Source organism: Sphingobacterium sp. B16(2022) (genome assembly GCF_012030425.1).
In the GTDB taxonomy this organism is placed as follows: Bacteria; Bacteroidota; Bacteroidia; order Sphingobacteriales; family Sphingobacteriaceae; genus Sphingobacterium; species Sphingobacterium anhuiense.
The window spans coordinates 2,018,352-2,039,032 of the sequence record NZ_JAAUVN010000001.1; the positions used below are offsets into that span (position 1 = coordinate 2,018,352).

A 20,681-nucleotide genomic window follows, 5' to 3' on the forward strand; every position below is an offset into this window, starting at 1 on the left:
ATCTTATTTATATATAGTTGCCGCCTATCCAGATCGTCTCTCGATATTTTAGATAAAACTATATATATGAATTTTAGAATATGTTTAATAAAATATATAAGTATACTATTATACTTTATTAAATAAATATTAGTATATTTATATACTTTAAATATACATATGAAATACGATATGGTCAAAAATGTTTTTACACTTCTAGAACAATTTGAGCTAGAAAACGCTTTATACATAAAATACCAATCTAATATTGAAGGTTTTAAGGAGTGGATAGCTGTTAATCATAATCATGGCGATAAACAAAATGATCTTTATTGGGAGGGAAAAGAAAATGGCCGTAGTGCATCAAGTGTCATTAATACTTTGATAGTGCATTTAAATAGGTACGCTAAAAGTTACTCGAAATCTGCCATTTTCGGTTCCGAGTTTTCTACTCAAGAAGATTTTATCTATCTGATTAACTTGAAAGATTTCGGAGAAATGATCAAAATGGATTTAATTAAAAAAAATGTTCATGATAAACCTGCGGGCATGCAAATAATAAACCGTTTAATTACAAAAGGTTGGGTAGATCAAACAAATTCTGAGATTGATAAAAGAAGTAAATATTTAAAAATAAACGATAAAGGCTTAGCTGTTTTAGAACAGCAAATGGAAAAGATAAGACAAGCTAGTGAGATTGTGACAGGTGACTTAACAGATAACGAAAAAATGGAATTAATAAGATTGCTCAATAAGCTCACTGAATTTCATATGCCGATCTACGATAAAAATATCGAATCTGAATATTTATTGACTGAAGTCTTAAAAGAAAAAAAGTAATGAAGAAAAAAATTGCTGTTATAGGTTCTGGTTTTTCAGGTTTATCTGCTGCTGCTTATTTGGCAAAAGCTGGAAATGAAGTTCATGTTTTTGAAAAACATGATCAGCCGGGAGGAAGGGCCCGACAATTTAAAACTGAGGAAGGTTATGTCTTTGATATGGGACCAAGTTGGTATTGGATGCCTGATATTATCGATAATTTTTTTACTGATTTCGGATCTAAAACTACTGATTTTTTTGAGTTAATTTCATTGAATCCACAGTTCGAAATGATCTTCGCCGATGATAAAATTGCTGTACCTGAAAATTTAGATGAATTAAAAATGTTGTTTGAAAAAATCGAAGAAGGTGCCGGATTGCAATTGGAAAAATTTATGAAATCTGCTAAATTTAAGTATGAGGTTGGGATGCAGGATTTTGTCAATAAGCCTTGCCACAGCTGGGCAGAATTTATCTCTCCTAAAATAGCCCGAAGCGCCTTAAAATTAGATCTGCTATCAAATTTCAGAAACTACGTTGCAAAATATTTTAAAAACGAAAAGCTAAGGACTTTAATGGAATTTCCGGTCATATTTTTGGGTGCTTCACCAAAAAATATTCCGGCTCTATATAGTTTGATGAATTATGGTGGTTATGCCCTGGGGACACATTATCCGTTAGGTGGTTTTTACCAGTTGGTATTAGGGATGAAGCAATTAGCTGAAAAACAAGGTGCAACTTTTCATTTCAGTAATATTGTTGAAAGCATAAATACTGAAAACGGAAGTGTTATTTCTCTAACTGTCAATGGAAATATGCTCGATTTTGACACGGTAGTTGCCTCTTCAGATTATCATCATACGGAGACACTCCTTAATAAAGAGGATAGAAATTATACTGAAGAGTACTGGAAAAATAGAGTATTTGCTCCTTCAAGCTTAATCTACTATTTGGGTATTAACCAGACTCTTCCTAATCTGAAGCATCATACGCTTTTCTTTGAGCATGACCTGGACGAACACATTGATTGTATATACGAAGATAAAAAATGGCCAGAGAAACCGCTATTCTATGTGTGCTGTCCATCCAAAACTGACGAAGGCGTAGCTCCTAATGGTAAAGAGAATGTATTTCTGCTGATGCCTTTGGCTACTGGAATTAATGATGAAGAATCAGTAAGAGAAAAATACTTAGCAGAAATGATGACAAGACTTGAAAATCATCTGGGCATTCGTAATCTCATGTCAATGATTGAATATAAAAGAAGTTATTGTGTGCAAGATTTTATTTCAGACTATAATGCCTATGATGGTAATGCTTATGGGTTGGCAAATACAATGGGGCAAACCGCTGTTTTAAAACCTAAAATAAGAAACAAAAAAATTAAAAATTTATTCTATACTGGTCAATTGACCGTTCCCGGTCCTGGAGTACCTCCATCTATTATTTCCGGTAAAATTGTATCTAATGAAATTATTAACGCTAAAAACTAACCTGTATGAAACAACTATTCGACGAACTTTCTTTCACCGTAAGTAAAATTACAACACAAAAGTATAGTACAAGTTTTTCGCTAGGCATTTTAGCGCTCTGTCCATCTATTCGCAATGCGATTTATGCCATATATGGATACGTAAGGCTAGCTGATGAAATTGTAGATAGTTTTCATGGATACGATAAAGCGAAACTTTTGAATAGATTAAAAGAAGAAACTGATCATGCACTGGAGGAAAGAATTTCACTAAATCCGATTTTACAATCTTTTCAACAGGTAGTTCATCAATATTCAATTGACAGAAAACTAATCAGCCAATTTTTACATAGTATGGAAATGGATCTTCACAAAATTGATTATAATTCTGAACGTTATAAGGAATACATTTTTGGCTCAGCTGAAGTCGTGGGATTAATGTGTCTGCAGGTATTTACAAATGGTGATCGAGAATATTATGAAAAACTGAAACCTTATGCGATGAAATTGGGTTCTGCTTTTCAGAAAATTAATTTCTTACGGGATTTAAAAGATGATTATCAGATTTTAGGCCGTACTTATTTCCCCAACATTGACATGGAAATATTTGATAATCAAGCGAAAATTGAGATTGAAAATGAAATTGAACAAGAATTTAATGAAGCATTGATGGGAATAAAAAAACTTCCAAACTCTGCTATGTTTGGTGTTTATCTGGCCTATAAATATTATCTATCTTTATTTAAAAAGATCAAGCGAAAATCTTCTGAAGACATATTGAACAGTAGGGTGCGAATTGCCAATTCTGAAAAAGCTTATGTAGCATTTAAAAGCTATGTGAGATATAAAACTGCTTATTTATGATGAGAACTATTTCCTTACTTCTACTCTCGCTATGTTTTCTGACAGGCTTTAAGAATCCTGTTATGACAGGATTACGTGAAAATTATAATAAGACTGTAGCGGATAAAAAGTTATGTGAAAATACTATAAGGGAATTAAGGACATTAAAAAACATGTCTCCTACTCAATTGGCGTACCTTAGTGGGCTTCAAGCGATATGGGCAAATCATGTTTTTAATCCAATAGATAAGCTTAGAACATTTAACAAAGGAAAAAAAAATATTGAGCGTGCAATATTTCTTGAACCGAATAATATAGAATTAAGATTTATCCGTCTCTCTATTCAAAAAAATACACCGTCTTTTTTAGGGTATAAATCAAACATAAAGGAAGATACAATATTAATAATGGAGCATAGAAAAATGATTAGCTCAGAGATTTTGATAAAAAATATAGATACGCTTTTAAAAAACTAGAAGATGAGACATCAATTATATAGAGAACAACAATTAAATTGTGATATCGAAACTGCTTGGCATTTTTTTTCTTCTCCGGTCAACTTGTCGAAAATAACACCAGAAGATATGCGATTTGAAATCATTTCTACGGATGATCATCAAGATATTTTTGAAGGAATGATCATAAATTATATTGTTTCGCCTATGTTTAAAATTCCATTAAAATGGCGAACCAGAATCAGTCAAGTTGAATTAAATAAGAGCTTTACTGATTTTCAAGAAAGAGGTCCTTATAAATATTGGAGCCATTTTCATGAATTTATCCCAAATAGCAATGGGATTCTGGTAAAGGATACTATAGATTATGAATTACCATTTGGTATATTGGGTAATATCGCACATCGGATTTTCGTAAGAAAGAAATTAACTGATATTTTTAATTTCCGATATGTTGTATTAGAAAAAATGTTTAACGCCAAAAAATAATAGCATGAATTTTTTAATAACAATGATCGTTTTTGTACTGATGGAGGGTGCAACCTGGATTATCCATAAATACATCATGCATGGTTTTTTGTGGGTGCTACATAAGGATCATCACGATCACAGCAATGATGGTCCACTCGAAAAAAATGATTACTTCTTTGTCATATTCGCGATTCCTACGATTATTTTAATGTACTTTGGTTCGCTAAAAGAGCTTAATTATCTGTTCTATATCGGATTGGGCATCATGCTGTACGGTATGGCTTATTTTTTTATTCATGATATTTTTATCCATCAGCGGATTAAATTCTTGACCAAAACTCAAAATGCTTATTTCTTGGCTCTCCGTAGAGCGCACAAGCAACATCACAAGCATACGACGAAACATCATGGGGAATGTTTTGGTTTTTTATATGTGCCCTTCAAATATTTTCAAATGTATTTTAATCCGGATAAAAAATGATAATATATACATATTCTTTAATTTTATTTTTTACAATCATCATTTGTCTGATCGCTTCTTTTGATAAACGAATTCTGTTCAACCGCCACTTTGGAGCATTTTTAAAGGCTGCTCTATTGGTTGCTATTCCATTTATCGCTTGGGATGTTTGGTTTACTTCAAAAGGTGTTTGGTGGTTCAACACGGATTATACACTTGGAATTGTCGTCGCCGGTTTACCTATCGAAGAGTGGTTATTCTTTATCTGTATTCCGTTTTCTTGTGCATTTACCTATTTCTGTTTTGATAAATTTTTCAATCTAGACAGACTTGCAGGTTTTAATAATATAATTGTTTTTGTAAGCATTATTGTCTGTTCGGTGATCGCTTTGCGGCATTATGATAAGATCTATACTTTAGTAACCGCAATAGCGACAATTATAACCTTGATTTATCTACATTTTATTGCGCGAGCAGATTGGATTACCAAAGCTTCTTTAGTATTCAGCGTTTTGATGCTTGGCTTTCTTCCTGTCAATGGAGTACTGACTGGATTTGGATTGGAATCTCCTATTGTGAATTACAACCCCGGTGATTTTTTAGGCATACGCATATTAACAATACCAATCGAAGATGCTGTATATGGCTACACCCAGTTTCTATTGGTTATTTATTTTTTCACAAAATTTAAAAAAAATGAAAATGAATACTAAGACTCTAATTTTTATCTTTTCTTTAACAGCTATACTTTTTAATTCCTGTGCTTCAATTCCAAAAAATACAAAGGCAATTGAAAACTTTGATGTCAATAAATATTTAGGAACTTGGTACGAAATAGCACGTTTTGATTTTCGTTTTGAAAAAGATCTAGACAACGTTTCGGCTCAGTACAGTTTGAACGAAAAAGGAAATGTAAAGGTATTGAACAGTGGATATAATTTTGTAAAGAAAGAATGGAAAAAAGCCGAAGGAATTGCAAAATTTAGAGGAAATAAAGATATAGCGGCATTAAAAGTAAGTTTTTTTGGTCCTTTTTATTCGGGGTATAATGTGGTTTCAATGGATGATGGCTATAAATATGCATTGGTAGCAGGTAAAGACTTAAATTATCTCTGGATTTTATCAAGAACAAAAGAGATTCCTGAATCGGTTAAAACGAAGTTTCTAAAAATTGCAACAGAAATTGGTTATGACACATCTAAATTAGTATGGGTGAAGCATGACCGAACGGATAGTCCCTTTATCCAAAAAAACTAAATTTTCAGTTTTTTGTTACATATGAATCTACCTTTAGATGCTCGTTTGGAGTGATAAGAATCATCTTCTTTCAGCACAATAAATGCAAAATCTCAATTTTAATATAAATAACGAAACATCATTCAAAATGAAAAAAATAACACTTATAATTTTAGTCTTCATCGGCATAATGCAAGTGAGTCTAGCTCAAGAAACTAAGTTTCAACTTTCAAGTCATATTCTAGACATCACGACTGGTAAACCTGCTACGAATGTTAAAATTACATTGTCGAAAATGAACAAGAATGACACCTGGACTATGGTAGAAGAAAAAAATACGGATAGTAATGGTCGAATAAAAGACTTTTTAAAACATGACGGAAAAGATAATACAGGCATTTATAAGTTAACATTTCACACCAGCCCGTACTTTAAGTCTCTAGGAAATAAATCATTCTACCCATTTATAGAGGTTGTTTTTGAACTTGTGGACAATGAACATTACCATGTACCTATTACGCTATCTCCTTTTGGTTATTCAACATACAGAGGAAATTAAAAACTCTTCCATAGGATGATTACCTTACTTTTTCGCTACTGAGCTTAAGAGCCTATTTAAATCTAAATAGGCTCTTAATATTTTAAAATAAATCAACATTTAATTATCTTTGTTTTATTGTTGGATCGTAAAAATCTGTATAATAACGAATTTAATGATGTCTTATTTTTCACTGATCTTTTTCAATAAAAATACTCTTTTAAAAGAAGCTCTCCTCCCCAGAATGAGAAAACAGGAATAAATTGAATTAAAAAATTGGAAAAATTATTATCTTAGGGAGATAATCCAATATATGTTTAAATGAAAATTATTCTTCTTCTTTTATCTGCTTTTTTATTTCAAGTAACTATTGCTCAAAAAAACAAAATCGTGAATAATGAATCTACAGTTTTTGAGATCAACAATAAGCAAGGCAAAATTGAATTTATGGTATTAGATACGGCAATGAATACAAAGAAACCAATATTTTTATGGTGCCAAGGTTCTCTCCCTATTCCATTATATATCAACTATAAATCCGTAGGGCTGCATCTATATGGCGGAGGGATAACAAATTTTGAATACAATGAAATCAAAAAACATTATCACCTTGTTGTTATTTCAATGCCTGAAACACCACTTATCGTTGATGAAGTACAATTAAATGATTCTTATTGGTACTATGGGGATTCTAAAGATAAAAACATTCCAAGCTTGGCTTATCAAAATGCAGATAATTTGGATAATTACACAAATAGAGCTCTAACTGTTTTGAAATTTTTAAAGAGAAAAGAATGGGTAGACAATACAAAATTGATCGTAGTTGGACATTCGCAGGGTGGTCAAGTGGCTACTAAAATTGCTGTTAAACACAAGGGTGTTACCAAACTTGCTTTAACAGGAACAAACCCATTCGGTCGTATAGACCAGAACATCAGACAGTCTCGAAAAAATGCAGAACAAAACAAAGTATCCTGGGAGCAGGCTGATAAAGAAATGGAACAACAATACCAATTCTATCAAAATGTCAATAACCCATTGAAAAACAAGAATAATCCTAATTTAAGATCTTGGCAGTCATTCTCCAAACCGTTGATTAATGATTGGTTGACCCTCAACATTCCAATTTATATGGCATATGGCACAGCCGATGTCGCATCGGATCTCTGCGATTTGGTTCCATTATATTTCATTAGAGAAAATAAAACCAATCTATCGTATAAGCGATACCTTAATCTTGAACATAATTACTTTGAAATAAATAAAAATGGAGATGTGGATTATGATAAGCCGCATTGGATCGATGTTATGGACGCTATTTTAAATTGGTCATTAAAAATTTAGAAAACATCCATGCAGAATCTTTATAAAAAAAAAATACATTTCAATACAAATCATGTTAATGTTGGCTTTGCACAGTTCTTTTACTGACCAATTGGATGAAATCTCTACTAAAGCATTTAATTTTGCTACAGGTAAATTAAAACAGTGCTACTTGCCCCTTCTTCAAATCAGTAAAAACAATAATATATTACCAAACAAAATACCCTTATGTCCCAAACAAACCCAGTGATCTACTTTGAAATTCCAGTCAATGATCTAAATCGTGCGTAGAAATTTTACACTGCAATATTCAATTTTAAATTCGAAAAAGAAATCATCGATGGTTATGAAATGTCCCTTTTTCCTTTTGAGGAAGCTAGTGGTGGTATTTCTGGAGCACTGGCCAAAGGTGATGCCTATACACCTACCAAACAGGGTGTTATTATTTATTTTAAGACGCAAGATATGGATGCAACACTTGAAAAAGTTATTTCGGAAGGTGGAAAAATATTATATCCAAAAACTATAAATGATTTACTTGGTTTTATTGTTGCTGAGTTTGAAGATAGCGAGGGGAATAGAATTGCTTTACACCAAACGATCAACTAAAAAAAGGAGCCATATTACAGTTTGGCCCCCTTTCTATTTATTGTTTAGCTCTTACAGCTGTTCTATCTGTTGATCAACTAAATACAGCAAAGAGGCAATAGCCGCTACTCCTGATTGCAGTTCTCGTTTATCGACGGCTTCAAAGACATCTTTTGCCGTATGGTGCAGATCAAAATAACGATGCGGATCTGGTCTAAAGTTGAACATTACGGTATTTGGAAAATGCTGTCCCCAGACTCCTGAATCTACTCCCGGACTTCCCTGTAAAAAACGTGATACCCAGAATTTCTGTTCAAATAAAGGCTTCCAATGTTGTTGCATCCACACAACTCTTTCGGCAGAGGCTTTAATGTCAAAACCCCTAGGTGCAAACCCACCAGCATCACTTTCTATTGCCGCAACAATCTGTTCCCGCTTATCTTTAGCGACCTGTCCATAGGTTGATGCACCATGCACTCCATTTTCCTCGTTCATATAAAATACTAAACGGATGGTGTGCTTAGGCTTATATCCTAATGCCATCAAGGTACGTATCGCATCTAGAGTCCCCATAGTACCGGTTCCATTATCGTGTGCCCCTTCTCCTACATCCCAAGAATCAATATGTCCACCGATCGTAATAATCTTATCAGGAAATTCTGCACCTTTCCATTCTGCAATAACGTTGTGTGTCTGCACCATTCCTTTCCAAGCGGAATGCTGTTCCAGATAAACTTTTGTGTGAGGATTGGTTTTTAATGCTTCGCTCAACTTAATGGCTGAAGTCGCAGATATTGCCATAGCAGGAATACTATCGATTCCTTTGACATAACCTGTTCCTCCTGTATGGGGATAGTCATCAGTTGTGGATGATGATAAAGATCGAAATAAGTAAGCAACTGCTCCTAATTTAGCAGCCTCAGCTGGACCGCGGCTTCGCTGACTTGAGTTGAGTCCATATGCAACACCAGTTTCTACGATAGACTCGTCCCATGGTTTATTGACGAAAACAATTTTTCCACGTACCTGGTCACCAAATTTCTTCAGATCACTTAACAATTGGACTTCAATAACCTCGGCTGTTATCCCTTTGGATGGAGTGGCTACTGAACCTCCTAACGCGAGGATATTTAGAGACTCCTTTGAACCTACTATGTAGGCTTTTTCTTTTGGACCGCGATCCCAATAAGGGAGTTTTACATCCTGTAGGTATACCTTGTCGAAATCAAGTTTTTCCATCAGGCTTTTGGACCAGACTACAGCTTTATCAGCCGCAGGTGATCCGGCAATACGATGGCCGATCTGTTTTGTGAGGTAGTGCAAATTGTCGTAAGCCTGTCCTTGATAGAAAGATTCATGATAGATTTTATCTAACATCATGGAATCCTGCTGTGCAAAAACTGCAGTGGTAAAGGTAGAAATAGAAAGTAAGGTTAGTAATGCTGTTCGTTTCATTCGTTTATTTTGTATTCAATGGAATAAACATAGTTATTTTTTTTAGGATACGGGTATTTCTTTTCCTTTGGCGTTCAATTTTATAGATTAACATTTCCTTAATGACAACTTTACATCTTGATAGCATTGATTGGATAGCTTTGTCTTCCATAAAATGGATTGCGATTGCAAATCCTGAAACAATCTGCCAAATACATGTACTGCTATGGATAACTTTCGAATTACAGATACCTCACAACAACCTATTGCTATCGACATGCATAAGTTTGCACAGTTGTATGAAACATATGCAAATGCGGTATACGCTAATATTCTGCGTTTGGTTAAGCGACCTGAATGTGCTGAGGATTTATTGCAAGAGGTATTTACTGCACTTTGGCAAAATAGACTAAAGCTGGTGGATGAAAAATCAATTCCTGGGTGGCTATTTGTGGTGAGCTATAATAAATCCATTACTTTCCTTAAGAAAAAGGTGAAAGAAGCTATTGAAAGTGTGGATACTTATGATCAGTACCTACAACTTGAAAATGAAGATGTGATTGATGAAGATCTGTATGAACAGCAAATCAGGATGATCCATCAGGCGGTTGAAAAATTACCAAAAAAGAAACGGGAGGTTTTTAAACTTTGCCGATTTGAAGGGAGATCTGCGGATGAGGTCGCAAAAATAATGGGGATAAGCAGTCATTCTGTTAAAGATTATCTGAAACAGTCTAACCGTGCAATCAAAGATTATATCCAAAATGAGGCTCCATATACTGCACTGGGACTATTGGTGATCTTTTATACCGAGCATCTTTAGAATTTACATAATCTTAATCATTTGTTAATCCAAAATTTCATCCCCTAAACCATCATTGCTAGTATTTATACCAACGATATGAATACGAAGCAACTTATACAGAAATTTTGGTCCGGTTATGCTTCTCCAAAGGAGAAACAGCAATTACTCGACCAACTCGAAATAACAGATCATAAACTCAAAGCGGAACTGCAAGAGGAATTTGATCAGCAGCCGACTCTTTTATCGGAGAGACTAAGCCCAGAACAAAAAAAGAAAGTTTATGACCGTCTCATCAAGACTATCGGAGACCAGTCTGCTCGTAAAAAACAATCGTTATCCCGTATTATTGTCAAAATAGCGGCAAGTTTACTTCTCGTTACAGGTGGAGTCTCGATTATTTGGGAAAATCAACAGGATTTTGTTCATACTTCGGTCACAGTACTACCCCTTCAAAAGCGGATTGTGAGCAGCACGAGTGTATTTGTGAGACATATATTGCCAGATGGTACAAGCGTCACTTTATCTCCTCATAGTTCCCTGACTTATAACCCTCAGTTTACGGATACCTCCCGTATGCTTTCTCTAACCGGAAAAGGAAAGTTTGATGTTACAAAAGATAAACACCGACCTTTTACGGTTATCTCAAATGGAATAGCAACTACTGCTCTGGGTACAGTCTTTACCATTGATGGGCAAAATAATAAAGAGACCAATATTCATCTGGTAGAAGGATCTATCCGAGTAGCTCCTACAGCCCAAAGTTTGCACAGATTTCATGAAACGGTCTTGCGTGCCGGCGAACAGATCGTCATCAATAATATGACCCAGCTATTGGAATGGAAAATATCAAAAAAAGCGAAAAGTCCTATCAAGAATACGGATCCTATTCCGCAGCATAGCGTTGCTGTATCGTTAGCAGCAACTTCTTCAAGCCTGAATTTTGAAAAAGAAAATCTAAAAACGGTATTTGCTTCAATCGCAAAAGCAAAGCAGGTTGCAATTATATATGACGGTGTGAACGTCAATCAACTGACCTTTACCGGTGCTTTTGAGGCATCTGAAAGCATCGAAAATATCCTACATATTTTATGTGGTCTAAACGAGCTTGAATATAGAAAAGAGCAATCTACTTACTATGTGAGCAAAAAGGCTGAATCTTCCAATTAATGAGCTGATCCACTGAAATTTCCTTGGATAGACAAAGTATAATTAATGTATTACGTGAAATCATATTGACTAATTTTTTAAAATAAACATGAAAATTAACGAACACCTAAAAAAACGAGCATTGATTTTCGCACTGGGGAGCATTGTGCTTACATCTCCGCTGTACGGGCAACAAAAAGGTCGTGTAAAAGGAACTGTCGTCAGCCAAACAGGTTCGCTCCTGTCTGGTGTAACTGTTACGGTCACCGATTCTCTGAACAAAGTGATCACCAATACCGCCACAGATGCTAAAGGACTATTTCTATTTGAATCCCTTGAAGCTGGTAAATCGTATAACATTCGATTTTCAATCGTCGGTTATGGAAACAAAGAGGAAAATAATTTTATTGTTAAACCTGCGGACAATAACTCCATTTTGATCCGAATGGAAGAAGGTTCTTCTCAACTGGACGAGGTTGTTGTTGTGGGTTACGGTACGCAAAAAAAAGCTAATCTTACTGGAGCTGTCGATATGGTCGGCAAAGAAGTGTTTGAAGGACGCATGGCTGCTAATGCAACGCAAATGCTACAAGGTGCTGTTCCAAATTTAAATATCAATCTGGCCGATGGCAAACCGAGCCGTTCAGCGAGTTTTAACATACGCGGCACGACTTCCATTGGTCAGGGTGGAGCTGCTCTTGTTCTGATTGATGGAGTGGAAGGTGATCCTGCAAATTTAAACCCAGATGACATTGAGTCTGTATCTGTTTTAAAAGATGCTTCATCGGCTGCGATATATGGATCGAGGGGTACTTTTGGCGTAGTACTTATCAGTACAAAAAAAGCAAAACAGGGTCGCACTTCTGTCAATTATTCGGGTTCCCTGGCAAGCCAGAAGCCGACCGCAACGCCTCAATTTGTAACGGACGGCTATACCTATGCATCTCATTTTTCGGAGGCTTACAATTCCTGGAATAATTATTCATCAATTCCGAGTAAGATGAACAAGACACAACCTTTTTCACTGGCCTGGCTGGAAGAATTCAAAAGGCGTAATGATGCCGGTATTCAGGAACAGGTGACTGTCGATGGTAATGGAAATTACGTGTATTATGGCAATGAAGATTATTATAAAGCTTTGATCAAGGATAATACGATGGCTCAGAACCATAATATCGCGATCAATGGATCTTCTGGAAAAACAGATTTTTACCTTTCGGGAAGATACTATGGCTACGATGGTCTATATCGCTATAATACCGATAAATTTAGAAGTCTTAATTTAAGAGCAAAGGGAGGCATACAGGTGACCAACTGGTTACGTATCGCTAATAATTTAGACTATTCGGCCAAAAAGTACCATATCCCGATGACTGTTGGTGAAGGAGGAAATATTCTGCGTAACATCGCCGATGAAGGGCATCCCACCTCTCCTATCTTCAATCCTGATGGAACGCTTTCATATTCTGCGGCGTATTCTGTAGGAGATTTTATTATGAGTAAAAATGGTAAAGATACCGATGATGGTCTATTGCGTAATACAACAAGTTTTGAAACTAAATTTTTCAACAACACGTTCAGAGTAAAGGGAGATTTCACTTTTATGAATAAGGATGATGTGGCAACAAGAATACGTATTCCTATTCCTTATAGTATAAAGGAAGGTGAAATCCTTCAGCTGGCAACCCAGTATAATGATATATCAAAGTATGTGCTTCAAGAACGTAACTTATTTACAAATATCTATGCGGAGTATGAGAATACGTTTAAACAGAATCACTACTTTAAAGGGTTAATTGGGTATAACTATGAGCAAAAGGTAAGAGAAAGTGTTGATGTTTCTAAAAATGGACTATTAACCAATGATGTCAGCAATATTAATCTTGCTCTTGGGGATGCCATTACTGCTTCTGGTAATTATGAAAAATACCGGATCGCAGGATTATTTTTTAGAGCTAACTATGCTTACAAAGACCGCTATCTGTTTGAAGTGAACGGTCGTTATGATGGCTCTTCCAAATTCCCGATAGGTTCGCAATGGGCGTTCTTTCCTTCTGCTTCTTTGGGCTGGAGAGCATCACAGGAAGATTTTTGGTCTGTAAATCCTGAAATTATCTCAGATTTAAAATTTCGAGGTTCCTACGGCTCTTTAGGGAATGGTAATATTAAATCCTATTCCTTTTTACAGATTTATAACATCAGTACTTCTGACCGTATCATAAACGGTGAACGGCCACGCTATACGCAGCAACCGGTAGTACTGCCCGATCAGCTAACCTGGGAAACGGCGACCACTGCCAATTTTGGGGTGGATATGAGTTTCTTAAATGGTAAACTGCAATTGGTAGCCGATATGTATACACGTAAAACAACTGATATGTTTACTGTAGGCATGACATTGCCGGATATATTTGGTGCTACATCTCCTAAAGGTAACTATGCTGATATGACCACAAATGGTTATGAACTTACACTTTCTTACAACAATCGATTTGATGTGGCGGGTAAATCATTGCGCTATAGTATTAGAGGAACCTTAGCTGACTATAAATCTAAAATCGATAAATACAATAATCTAACGGGTACGTTAGGCGATTACTATGCCGGTCAAACAGTCGGTGAAATCTGGGGATACGAAACTCAAGGTCTGTTCCAATCGCAAGCGGAGATTGACAATGCCGCAAAGCAGATTTTAATCAAATCGTCTAGTGCTGGTATTGTGTATCCAGGCGATGTCCGTTTTGCAGATTTAAACGGTGACGGGAAGATCGATTACGGCACCAATACATTAGACAATCATGGTGATAAAAAAATCATCGGTAATAAGGATCCCCGGTATATCTATGGATTTAACTTTAATGCGGACTGGAACGGCATATCATTGTCCACATTTTTTCAGGGAGTAGGCCGTCAAAACTGGTATCCAAGCAATGAATCAATTTTCTGGGGACAATATAATAGACCGTACAATAATCTGCCGGAATGGCACTTAAATAACTACTGGACTGAGGACAACAAAGGTGCTTACCTACCCCGCTACGCTGGCTATAACCAGTCTATCAAAGAAACGCCTCAAACACGTTACTTACAAAATGTGGGTTACATTAGACTGAAAAATATCCAAGTTGGATATAGTCTTCCTAAATCTATCGTATCACGATGGGGCTTTCAGGATATAAAAGCTTCGCTATCGGGTGAAAACCTATGGAGCTGGTCACCGTTCTATAAGCATACACGCGATCTGGATGTAAGCAATATCGGTTCATCCGACCCGGATATCAGCGACAGCAATGCTGGTGATGGCTTCAACTATCCGACCATGAAATCAATCAGCTTAGGTATATCAGTCACTTTTTAACATTTATGATTAGAAAGATGCTTCTAGATAACCAGAAGCATTATGCAACGATTAAGAAAAAACACACATGAAAAAGATATTCTATTTATTAAGTATACTGGCTTTATGCAACAGCTGTGAGCTAAATGAATTTCCGGAATCGTCAGCCTTAGAAGAAGACGTATTTGGAACCGAGGGAGGACTCCGTCGCTATTCGATCTCATTTTACAATGATCTGCCTTCTTCTTCTGATGCCTACAGATTGGACCAGATGTCTGATTATGGCGCTGTCAATAACCTCGACAATTTTTTAAAATTGAATGCCTATACGGCACAGACAAGTTCTGGATGGGATTGGAAGAACCTTAGAAATATCAATCATTTTTTAGCAAGCAATAACCGGTCAAACGTATCGGAAACAAGTCGTAACCATTACAATGGTGTTGCTCGCTTTTTTAGAGCATACTTTTACTATAAAATGGTCACTCGTTTCGGCGATGTACCCTGGGTGGATAAGGCTCTTTCAATTACTGACAACGATATCTTATATGGGGACCGCGGAGACCGTACTGTAGTGATGGATCATATCTTGGCAGATCTGGATTATGCCTACGCGAATATACAGACCAGCTCCTCTACAGACGGTTCGGAGATCACGAAATGGACTGCTCTGGGACTGAAAACAAGAATTGCACTTTTTGAAGCTTCATTTCGTAAATACCATACTGAGCTGGGCTTAGCATCAACTGCAAACAAATATTATAAACAGGTGGTGGATGCCGCTCAGGAACTGATGACAAAGGGACCGCACAGTATCTATACAGCTAGAGGTCCCGAACTATCGCAACGTCAGCTTTTTGTCAGTGATGCTGCAGTTACTCAAGAGGTCATGCTAGCTATTGCTTTTAATAAGAACCTGGCCATCCTAAGTTCTGCGAACTGGTATTGGACTTCTCCGACTTATGGCCCACGTTATAGTTTTGTAAGACCGTTTATCAATACGATATTAAACCGAGATGGTACACCGTATACGAATAGAACGGGGTACAATACACAAGAGTTTTATGATGAGTGTCAAAATAGAGATTACCGCTTATCTCAGCTGATCCGTACCCCAGGCTATAAAATAGATGGAAAACCAGCAGCACCAAATTTTAATGGTTATTCGTACACAGGTTATCAGCCAATAAAATATACACTTGATGAAAGTAAATATGATAATGGACAGCTAAATACGAATGCTATTCCATTGATGCGCTATGCAGAAGTACTGCTTAATTATGCTGAGGCACGTGCTGAATTGGGTGAAATTACAGATGGCGACTGGCAAAAAACTATTGGTGCACTACGTTCGCGTGCAGGTATTACAGGAGGTACCTCGCAATTACCGACAGTGATTGATACTTACATCAAAGAAAAATTCTTTAAAGATATCGACAACCCTGTACTGCTAGAAATAAGACGTGAAAGACAAGTTGAACTGGCGCTTGAAGGTTTTAGATTTAATGATCTAAAAAGATGGAATGCGGGTCATATCATGGCTTCTTTAGAATGGTCCGGTATCTATATTCCGGAATTGGACAAACCGATGGATCTGGATCGCGACGGCACTGTAGATGTTATCTTCTATGACGGCAATAATAAAGGTCCTTCGGTAACGGTTGGCGCCAAAGTTGCAAAAATAGCTATTGGTGGACCAGCGACTAACTACCAGACGTTAACTGCAGATAAACATCTGGAGTGGTTTAAAGCGCAAACACGTACCTGGTATGATGACGGCAGACAGTACTACTATCCAATACCAAGCAATGCGATTGTTTTAAACAAAAATTTGAAAAATTATCCTTTCTGGCAATAGTAGGTCTGCTACTTAACCTAGTAATATGAATATTTAGAAAAAATATGAAAACAGGCTATATCAAAACCATGCTCTGCCTCATGATTTCGGCAGTTACATTAACTGCTCAGGCTCAAAAAATGCGCGTGGCGACGTATAATCTTCGCTATGATACGCCTAATGATAGTCTGGACCGCTGGCAAAACAGAGTGACTCCGATCGCGCAATTAATCCAATTTCATGAATTTGATATCTTTGGGACACAAGAAGCATTAAAGAATCAATTGGATGATCTTAGTAAGCAACTCCCTCAATTTGAACGTTATGGACTAGGACGAGATGACGGTAAAGCTGCGGGCGAGCATGCGGCAATTTATTATAAAAAGGACCGTTTTGAGCTGGTCAGTAAAGGCGACTTTTGGTTATCTGAAACTCCAGATAGACCGAGTCTAGGATGGGACGCGCCATCCAACATCAGAATATGTACTTGGATACAGCTAAAAGATAAAGATTCTAAAAAGTCGTTCTTCCTCTTCAATGCTCATTACGACCATCGCGGAATATTAGCCCGCAAAGAATCGAGCTTGTTAATATTAAAAAAGATTACTGAAATCGCAAAAGAACAGCCAGTTATACTTATGGGTGATTTTAATGGCGATAGCAATTCTGAATGGTATAAGAGTTTAGCGACATCTGATTTATTGAAAGATACTTATCATATGGTAAGCATGCCCTATGCTTTAAATGGAAGCTCCAATGGTTTTCGGACAGGTGAAAAATTCCCTGTTCATAATACAATCATTGATCATATTTTTGTATCCAAACACTTCAAAGGTCATAAATGGGGAATTTTGACAGATACTTATTCCGGTAAATTTCCTTCAGACCATTTCCCTCTACTTACTGTACTGGAACTCTAATGATACATTTTAAGCCAAAAAGCTGTACTACCTAAAAAATAGTACGGCTTTTTTGCGATATAAATTATTCTAACTATTTTCAATTAGCTCTGTTTTTTGATTCAAATTCTTCAAATCTACCGTAATCAGTGTATCGATACTGATCTGATGATATTGACATAATTTCAATAAAACTTCTATCGGAGGCTCTGAGAGGGCTTCCTCGTACTTCGCGTACCTAGCGCGTGTAATGGTTAAGTCTGCTGCTATCTCGCGCTGTGATATCCCTTTTTGTGCTCTTAAATACTTCAAGTTTTTTGACAACATCATACTGCTAATATTTATAGCTTCAAATTTAGCAAAAAAATACTAATATAATTAGTATTTTTGTTGTATCATATTTTAATAAGCATAATAGGAACGTTACTATATATAAATCCGAAGAGCCAGCTGCTGTTTTTGATAACCAAAAAACGTACAATTGGAGACTCTAAAGTTTATAGTAAATGAAGAAAACACCTATTGACTGTTACCACTTTACTAAAACATATACGATGAATTTATTTAATGACACTGAAATATTCGCACCTGGCCATGGAGGTAAGGTTGTATTCGATCTACCTGATACGGAACTCATGCTAATTGATTCTTTTTTTTCAAAGGAAGAATCGGACCATTACTACAATACTTTGCTCCATACTACGAAATGGCGCGAATATGAAATGGAGATCTTTGATAAAACAGTTAAAGCGCCACGCATGATCGCTTGGTATGAAGATAAAAGCAATTTGGGTGCTGATCCCGCAGGTCCTGACTGGACCACAGCACTATTAGCCGTCCGAAAACGAGTGGAAGAAGAAACTGGTTTAAGCTTTAATGCTGTTTTGCTCAACCTCTACCGTAACGGGAAAGATGGTGTTGCGTGGCATAGTGATCATACTGATAAGTCTGAACCTAATCCTGTGATTGCATCGGTCAGTTTTGGGGAAACACGTTTATTCCGATTGCGTCATAAATTTCTAAAGGATATAAAGCAGATCGAAATTCCTCTGCATCATGGATCTTTCCTGCTGATGGCTGGTACGACAAACAGTTGCTGGCAGCACCAGGTACCTAAAACAGCTCGACAAATCCTGCCCAGAATAAATCTGACCTTTAGAAGGGTCTGCCGTGCTAAAACTCGTGACGATGTGGCTTTATAGGAGTGTCCGGCTGTTAAAATTTAATTTACATTAAAATCCATCAACCGGACACTGTTTATGAAAAGATCATCTTAAAAGACGAGTTTTATTTTCTTTTATTGTTCCCAAACGAGTGCACTTGCACCTAAAATTGCGGCATCTGCTTCAGGAAGTTCACTAAATACCAATCTCACTTTATCTCTAAAGATGGGAAGTAGGTTTCTTTCCATATGTAATTTTGCAGGCTTGAGAATAAAGTCTCCGGCTTGAATAACTCCGCCAAACAATAAGATCGCCTCAGGAGATGAAAACATCACAAAATTAGCTAATGCTTCACCCAGCTTCTGTCCTGTATAGCGGAATACTTCAATAGCAATTGGATCTTCTTTTATGGCACACTCGTAAACTGTTTTAGAATTGATTGATTCTTCTGGATATTGATTGAGCATAGAACTTGGAAATTCTGCTCTCATTTTCTTTGCTGTAATGGCTATGCCGGTAGCAGATGCATATGCTTCCAGACTTCCTTCCGAACCTGTACTCCAGTGTTTTCTACCTCCTGGTTTTACAATGGTATGTCCTAACTCTCCCGCAAAACCATCATGTCCATAAATTACATTTCCATTGGCAACGATTCCGCTTCCTACACCTGTTCCTAAAGTAATCATGATAAAATCTTTCATACCACGTGCTGCTCCGAAAAGCATCTCTCCCAAAGCTGCCGCATTCGCATCGTTGGTAATGGTACACTCCATACCAAATTTATTTTCCATAAGTTCGGCAAAAGGAATTACACCTTTCCAAGGTAAATTAGGAGCTAATTCTACCGTACCTGTATAGTAATTACCGTTAGGTACACCGAGACCAATTCCATCAAAGTTTTTCACTGTACCGTATTTCTCGATAAGTGGAGAAACCTGAAGATATAATGCATCAATAAAATCTTCTATTTTCTTATATTCATCTGTTCTTAGGGATCCTTTTTCTAGAACTTCCCCGCGATGATTTACCACTCCGAATTTCGTATTGGTTCCACCAATATCGATTCCGAGAGCGACTCGTCTTGACAAGTTTGTTAACGCCATTTCTCTGTTTAATATGCTAAATCGCTAAAACTATAAAAAAAAATGTATAAATGCGCTATTTAAAAATACTTAATCGATCTTAATGTGTGCTTTATGGAAAGAAAAATGCACTAAAAAGGCATCGCTACTCGATAATAAACGGATATATATTTTTACAAAAAAGTTTCTGGTTAAGGTAACGGAGTACATAATTCAATTAGAAAACCATCTAAATCTCTCACATATGAAACGGTCTGTCCCCAAGGCTTGACTGTAGGCTGTTCAACAATAATTCCATTATACTCCCATACTTTGTCTACTAGATCTTCAACATTATCCGTGATAACGCCCAATTCTATTCCAAAAGGTTTCGCTAAACGAGAACTTTCCTGATATCCTGCACTCAAATTAGTCTGTGCTAAACTGTGTTTGGCAAATGAAATGGTGGTTTCTCCTGTTATTAATTCGCCGTAGTCTTTTTCAGGTGTTATAAATTTTCGTACAAAGCCAAATACTTGTTCATAAAACTGAATGGCCCGTGTCACATCGGACACATATAAGATAGTATATTTAAATTTGATCATTTTTAACTGTTTTGTTTCTTCAAAATTTTACCTTTTCTATTTTCGCTATATCAATTTGACGTTGTATCAGATTACTGGAAATAGACAAGTTCGTCGTCTTACTATGTTTTAGCTAACACAAAAATAAGTCTGTTAATGACAACAGTATGTCAGTAAACCTTATTAAAAAACGATAAAAAATAAAAAAGCCTTGTCGAAGTGATCAAGGCTT

At 36.3% G+C, this 20,681-nt stretch carries 20 protein-coding genes and 1 pseudogene; 17 read left to right on the forward strand and 4 right to left on the reverse strand.

Going from position 1 to position 20,681, the window contains the following annotated elements:
* The first annotated feature begins 159 nt into the window (after window positions 1-159).
* The 11 genes and pseudogenes from HCX49_RS08880 to HCX49_RS08930 form a co-directional block, all read left to right on the forward strand.
* Entirely contained in the window at window positions 160-819 is a 660-nt protein-coding gene (locus tag HCX49_RS08880) for a MarR family winged helix-turn-helix transcriptional regulator (RefSeq protein WP_132773614.1), read from the forward strand.
* Window positions 819-2,291: a phytoene desaturase family protein gene (locus tag HCX49_RS08885; RefSeq protein ID WP_132773612.1), complete on the forward strand. Its 1,473-nt coding sequence runs from the start codon at window positions 819-821 to the stop codon at window positions 2,289-2,291. The genes HCX49_RS08880 and HCX49_RS08885 overlap by 1 nt, the downstream gene beginning before the upstream one ends.
* Before the next feature lie 5 nt (window positions 2,292-2,296).
* The gene (locus HCX49_RS08890; RefSeq protein WP_132773611.1) at window positions 2,297-3,133 is read left to right on the forward strand and encodes a phytoene/squalene synthase family protein; all 837 of its coding nucleotides are present in this window, start codon (window positions 2,297-2,299) and stop codon (window positions 3,131-3,133) included.
* The gene (locus HCX49_RS08895) at window positions 3,130-3,588 is read left to right on the forward strand and encodes a hypothetical protein (protein ID WP_168126855.1); all 459 of its coding nucleotides are present in this window, start codon (window positions 3,130-3,132) and stop codon (window positions 3,586-3,588) included. The genes HCX49_RS08890 and HCX49_RS08895 overlap by 4 nt, the downstream gene beginning before the upstream one ends.
* Window positions 3,589-3,591: 3 nt before the next feature.
* Window positions 3,592-4,056: an SRPBCC family protein gene (locus HCX49_RS08900; RefSeq protein WP_132773608.1), complete on the forward strand. Its 465-nt coding sequence runs from the start codon at window positions 3,592-3,594 to the stop codon at window positions 4,054-4,056.
* A gap of 4 nt (window positions 4,057-4,060) precedes the next feature.
* The gene (locus HCX49_RS08905; RefSeq protein WP_132773606.1) at window positions 4,061-4,519 is read left to right on the forward strand and encodes a sterol desaturase family protein; all 459 of its coding nucleotides are present in this window, start codon (window positions 4,061-4,063) and stop codon (window positions 4,517-4,519) included.
* Entirely contained in the window at window positions 4,516-5,211 is a 696-nt protein-coding gene (locus HCX49_RS08910; protein ID WP_132773605.1) for a lycopene cyclase domain-containing protein, read from the forward strand. Before HCX49_RS08905 ends, HCX49_RS08910 begins: the two co-directional genes overlap by 4 nt.
* Window positions 5,201-5,755 (forward strand): lipocalin family protein, encoded by a 555-nt coding sequence (locus HCX49_RS08915; RefSeq protein ID WP_206368327.1) that lies wholly within the window; start codon window positions 5,201-5,203, stop codon window positions 5,753-5,755. The genes HCX49_RS08910 and HCX49_RS08915 overlap by 11 nt, the downstream gene beginning before the upstream one ends.
* A 169-nt stretch (window positions 5,756-5,924) precedes the next feature.
* Window positions 5,925-6,293 carry a hydroxyisourate hydrolase gene (gene uraH, locus HCX49_RS08920; protein WP_237682744.1) on the forward strand — a complete coding sequence of 123 codons (369 nt, stop codon included), beginning with the start codon at window positions 5,925-5,927 and terminating at the stop codon, window positions 6,291-6,293.
* Window positions 6,294-6,593: 300 nt separating this feature from the next.
* Window positions 6,594-7,616, forward strand: coding sequence for an alpha/beta hydrolase (locus tag HCX49_RS08925; RefSeq protein WP_168126856.1), 1,023 nt, complete (start codon window positions 6,594-6,596; stop codon window positions 7,614-7,616).
* 282 nt (window positions 7,617-7,898) lie between these two features.
* Window positions 7,899-8,204, forward strand: a pseudogene (locus HCX49_RS08930) (VOC family protein); the annotation flags it as partial.
* A gap of 51 nt (window positions 8,205-8,255) precedes the next feature.
* Here the strand turns inward: HCX49_RS08930 and HCX49_RS08935 are convergent.
* Window positions 8,256-9,638, reverse strand: coding sequence for a M20/M25/M40 family metallo-hydrolase (locus HCX49_RS08935; RefSeq protein ID WP_132773598.1), 1,383 nt, complete (start codon window positions 9,636-9,638; stop codon window positions 8,256-8,258).
* A gap of 205 nt (window positions 9,639-9,843) precedes the next feature.
* Between HCX49_RS08935 and HCX49_RS08940 the strand changes: the two genes are divergently transcribed.
* The 5 genes from HCX49_RS08940 (at window position 9,844) to HCX49_RS08960 (ending at window position 17,662) form a co-directional block, all read left to right on the forward strand.
* Window positions 9,844-10,440 carry an RNA polymerase sigma factor gene (locus HCX49_RS08940; protein WP_132773597.1) on the forward strand — a complete coding sequence of 199 codons (597 nt, stop codon included), beginning with the start codon at window positions 9,844-9,846 and terminating at the stop codon, window positions 10,438-10,440.
* 78 nt (window positions 10,441-10,518) lie between these two features.
* On the forward strand, window positions 10,519-11,589 hold the full coding sequence (locus tag HCX49_RS08945) for a FecR family protein (RefSeq protein WP_132773596.1): 1,071 nt from the start codon (window positions 10,519-10,521) through the stop codon (window positions 11,587-11,589).
* Window positions 11,590-11,677: 88 nt separating this feature from the next.
* A complete protein-coding gene (locus tag HCX49_RS08950) occupies window positions 11,678-14,926 on the forward strand; it encodes a SusC/RagA family TonB-linked outer membrane protein (protein WP_132773594.1) in 3,249 nt (1,082 codons plus the stop codon).
* A gap of 67 nt (window positions 14,927-14,993) precedes the next feature.
* A complete protein-coding gene (locus HCX49_RS08955; RefSeq protein ID WP_168126857.1) occupies window positions 14,994-16,763 on the forward strand; it encodes a RagB/SusD family nutrient uptake outer membrane protein in 1,770 nt (589 codons plus the stop codon).
* A gap of 44 nt (window positions 16,764-16,807) precedes the next feature.
* Entirely contained in the window at window positions 16,808-17,662 is an 855-nt protein-coding gene (locus HCX49_RS08960; protein ID WP_132773591.1) for an endonuclease/exonuclease/phosphatase family protein, read from the forward strand.
* Window positions 17,663-17,731: 69 nt separating this feature from the next.
* Here HCX49_RS08960 and HCX49_RS08965 read toward each other — a convergent pair whose 3' ends face one another.
* Window positions 17,732-17,971: a helix-turn-helix domain-containing protein gene (locus HCX49_RS08965; RefSeq protein ID WP_132773589.1), complete on the reverse strand. Its 240-nt coding sequence runs from the start codon at window positions 17,969-17,971 to the stop codon at window positions 17,732-17,734.
* A gap of 176 nt (window positions 17,972-18,147) precedes the next feature.
* Between HCX49_RS08965 and HCX49_RS08970 the strand changes: the two genes are divergently transcribed.
* Window positions 18,148-18,843, forward strand: a complete 696-nt coding sequence (locus HCX49_RS08970; RefSeq protein ID WP_206368329.1) for an alpha-ketoglutarate-dependent dioxygenase AlkB family protein — start codon at window positions 18,148-18,150, stop codon at window positions 18,841-18,843.
* Between the two features lie 95 nt (window positions 18,844-18,938).
* Here HCX49_RS08970 and HCX49_RS08975 read toward each other — a convergent pair whose 3' ends face one another.
* Together HCX49_RS08975 and HCX49_RS08980 are read right to left on the reverse strand one after the other, a co-directional pair.
* Window positions 18,939-19,907: an ROK family protein gene (locus HCX49_RS08975; RefSeq protein WP_132773587.1), complete on the reverse strand. Its 969-nt coding sequence runs from the start codon at window positions 19,905-19,907 to the stop codon at window positions 18,939-18,941.
* A gap of 170 nt (window positions 19,908-20,077) precedes the next feature.
* Window positions 20,078-20,470: a VOC family protein gene (locus HCX49_RS08980; RefSeq protein ID WP_132842562.1), complete on the reverse strand. Its 393-nt coding sequence runs from the start codon at window positions 20,468-20,470 to the stop codon at window positions 20,078-20,080.
* Window positions 20,471-20,681: the final 211 nt, after the last annotated feature.